Source organism: Raoultella sp. (assembly GCF_039594335.1).
GTDB lineage: Bacteria > Pseudomonadota > Gammaproteobacteria > Enterobacterales > Enterobacteriaceae > Klebsiella.
In genome coordinates this window covers 1-3,381 of sequence record NZ_JBCNNS010000254.1, presented here as the reverse complement: position 1 = coordinate 3,381, position 3,381 = coordinate 1, and the positions used below count along the sequence as shown (strand labels likewise).

The 3,381-nt window shown below is 58.5% G+C and carries 3 protein-coding genes; all 3 read right to left on the bottom strand.

The window, feature by feature from the left end:
• Positions 1 to 23 precede the first annotated feature (23 nt).
• The gene (iolE, locus tag ACZAHD_RS22535) at positions 24 to 923 is read right to left on the bottom strand and encodes a myo-inosose-2 dehydratase (RefSeq protein WP_462458711.1); all 900 of its coding nucleotides are present in this window, start codon (positions 921 to 923) and stop codon (positions 24 to 26) included.
• A 126-nt stretch (positions 924 to 1,049) separates the two neighbouring features.
• Positions 1,050 to 2,063 carry a bifunctional inositol 2-dehydrogenase/D-chiro-inositol 1-dehydrogenase gene (iolG, locus tag ACZAHD_RS22530; RefSeq protein WP_462458710.1) on the bottom strand — a complete coding sequence of 338 codons (1,014 nt, stop codon included), beginning with the start codon at positions 2,061 to 2,063 and terminating at the stop codon, positions 1,050 to 1,052.
• 47 nt (positions 2,064 to 2,110) lie between these two features.
• The coding region (locus ACZAHD_RS22525; RefSeq protein WP_462458709.1) for a thiamine pyrophosphate-dependent enzyme at positions 2,111 to 3,381 on the bottom strand (1,271 nt) is incomplete at its 5' end.

Here is a 3,381-nt window from a genome sequence, read left to right as displayed (position 1 = left end):
GTGGCCTGAAAGTGGATCAACGATTAGATTCCTGCCGTTTCACGAATGTATTTACGCGCTTTGAGGGCGTATTCGAAAGGGTTAGCCAGCGCCGGATCCTGTTCGGCTTCAACCACCATCCAGCCTTTGTAGCCAAAATCATCCAGCAGTTTGAACACCGGACGGAAATCGATCACCCCATCACCAGGCACGGTGAAGGTGCCTGTCTTCACGCCATCAAGGAACGACAGCCCTTCGCGACGAACCTGCTCAATCACCGGCGGACGTACATCTTTCAGGTGCACGTGGTTGATACGCGGCAGGTATTTTTGGAGGATCGCCAGCATCGGCGCTTCGCCCCCTTCGGAATACCAGGCATGTCCGGTGTCGTACAGCAGGAAGACGTTGTCATCGACCAGCGACATAAATTTGTCGATCTCTGCGGTGGTCTGAATACCGGTCCCCATATGGTGGTGCAGGCACACCTGCATGCCCTTCTCGGCGGCCAGGCGCCCCAGCGTGTTGTAGCCTTCAGCGACGCGCAGCCACTCTTCCTCGCTGAAGCAGGGTTTTGCCTCGCCGAGAATCGGTTTTTCCAGCCCCTGAATACTGCCGCTTTGCTCAGAGCAGCCAATCACTTTCGCCCCCATCGCATGCAGGAAATTCATGTGATTCACAAACTCGTCAATGGTCTTTTCCCGCTGCCCGTTGGCAAAAAAGGTGCTGAACCAGGCATTACAGATCTGAATGCCGCGAATATCCAGCATCGGCTTCAGCACCGCCGGATCGCGCGGGTATTTGCTGCCCACTTCGCTGCCGCTAAACCCCGCCAGCGCCATTTCGCTGACAATCTGCTGAAAGGTATTTTCGCTGCCCAGTTCAGGCATATCATCGTTGGTCCAGCCGATCGGGGCGATGGCCAGTTTGACGTTATCTTGGTTCATAATATGGCTCCTGCTGCCGCATCCTGACGATGCGGCGATTCATCTTCGCGAGGTGCATGCCCGTCGCGACCGGCCGGTTTGCCGGACGGCGCGCGAGCATTGACCGTTTCGTAAGCAGAGTGTGAATTAGCGCTGGTAGAACGCCGGGCACTCGGGCAGCATCACCGCGACCGGTTCACTGCTCTCCTGCGCCTGCAGGCAGGCATCGGCCGCAACGGAGGCCGCATAGCCATCCCACGCCGACGGTCCCTGCAGCAGGCCGGCTTTCACATCATTGATAAAGGCCTGCAGCTCCACGTCGTAAGCTTTGATGAAACGATCTTTCCAGTCGGTGAGGATCGCGCTCGACAGGTTGGCGCTTTTACGCATCTGGATCGCAGACGGCTCCGGCAGGCGGGCAATCCCCGTTTCCCCGACCACTTCGCACTGGATGTCGTAGCCGTACTGGCAGTTCACGAACACTTCTACGTCGATCAGGGTACCTTTACGCGTTTCGAAGGAGACCATCTGCGGATCTCTCAGGCGCGGATGGGTATGGGAGGTGGAGCGCGGAAAACGCACCTGTACCGAGCGATAGTCATCATTGAGCAGCCAGCGCAGCACATCCAGCTCGTGGATCAGGGTGTTGGTGATCGCCATATCGGTGGTGTAGTTTTCACCGACCGACTGATTACGGTGCGCGCAATGCAGCATCAGCGGCGCGCCGATATCACCATCATCAATGACTTTTTTCAGCGCCAGGTAACCTTCATCGTAAGGGCGCATAAAGCCGACCTGCACCAGCCGACGGCCCGCGTTCATTTCAGCGTCGACAATGCGACGGCAGCCTTCCGCGCTCATCGCCAGCGGCTTTTCGCAGAACACCGGTTTGCCAGCGGCGATCGCCGCGAGGGTATATTCTTCATGCGTCGGATCCCAAGAGGTGACAAGAATAGCGTCGACATCGCTGGACTGGATAACATCGTGGCCGTCGGTGTAGATTTCCGCCTGCACACCTGGAAGCGCCACCGCCGCACGCGCGCTCTCGGCATTAATATCCGACACCGCCACCACGGTGGCGCCCTGTAAGACCTGGGTGCAACGACGGATATGTTCTTTACCGATGGCGCCAGTGCCGATGACACCTAATTTGAGTGACATAGTGGTTTTCTCCGTGATTCTGTAGGGTTCAAGGTGAGCGTTCTGTTCTAATAATCCCGCGCTTCGGCGCGTTTTTCATTAATCATTTCAGCTACTTTGCGAATACGTTCTGACAAGGCTGTTTGTGCAACGCCAACGTTCCACCAGCTGCCGTACGAATGCACCATGGTCTTCGGCAGCACTTTAATATCGATCAGCGTGCTGATCGTCTCGCGGCGCGCCGCCTCCAGCGCGTGACGCAACTCATTCAGGGTGGTGACGCGCCAGGTTTTGCAGCCGTAGCCCGTCGCAATCGTGGCGAAATCGACTGGCACCAGGCCGCCCTGCAACTGTCCGTTCGCCGCTGAGCGATAGCGAAACTCGGTGCCGAAGCTGCCCATACCGTGGCCAATCTGCAGATTGTTGATACAGCCGTTGGCCATATTGTCGAGCAGCACAACGTTGATCTTCGCCTGCTCCTGCAACGAGGTCACCAGCTCAGAGTGCAGCATCATGAAAGAGCCGTCTCCGACCAGGGAATAGACTTCGCTTTGCGGCTGCGCCAGCTTCACGCCCAGCGCGGCATTCACTTCATAGCCCATGCAGGAGTAGCCATACTCGACGTGGTAGGTGTTGGGCATCCGGTTGCGCCAGACGCGCTGCAGATCCCCAGGCAAGCTGCCCGCCGCTGCCACAATCACCGCATCCGCCGCAAGCGTTTCATTGAGTACGCCCAGCACGCTGCACTGGGTCAGCGTGGAATCTGTGAGCTGGCGAAATTCCCGGTACACCGACTCACGATCGAGAGCATCATCGATTTCGGGGACAAAAGCCTTTTCCTGCCAGACGGCCTGGTAGACGCGCTGGGTCTCTTTCAGCTGGCGACGCTGGGCGCTGTCGATCTGCGCGCCCCAGCACGCCTGCCAGCCTTCGCCGATCAGCGCGTTATCCAGCGACGTCAGGGCTTCGCGGGCATCGGCCAGCAACGGAATGCCGTCCAGTTTCCAGGCGTCGAAGTTGCTGACGTTCACGTTCAGAAACCGCACGCCGGGGTGCTGGAACAGCCATTTTGATGAGGTGGTGAAATCACTCAAACGGGTGCCGATCCCGATAACCAAATCGGCTTCTTTCGCCAGCAGGTTGGCGGCCAGGCAGCCGGTTTCTCCGACGCCGCCCACGTTCAGCAGGTGCGAGGAGACCACCGTCCCTTTCCCCGCCTGCGTTTCGGCGAAGGGAACGCCATAACGTTCAGCGAAGCGGGACAGCGCCTCGCCGGCACCGGCATATTTCACGCCGCCGCCGCAGATAATCAGCGGCTTACGGCTGGCTTTGATGGCGG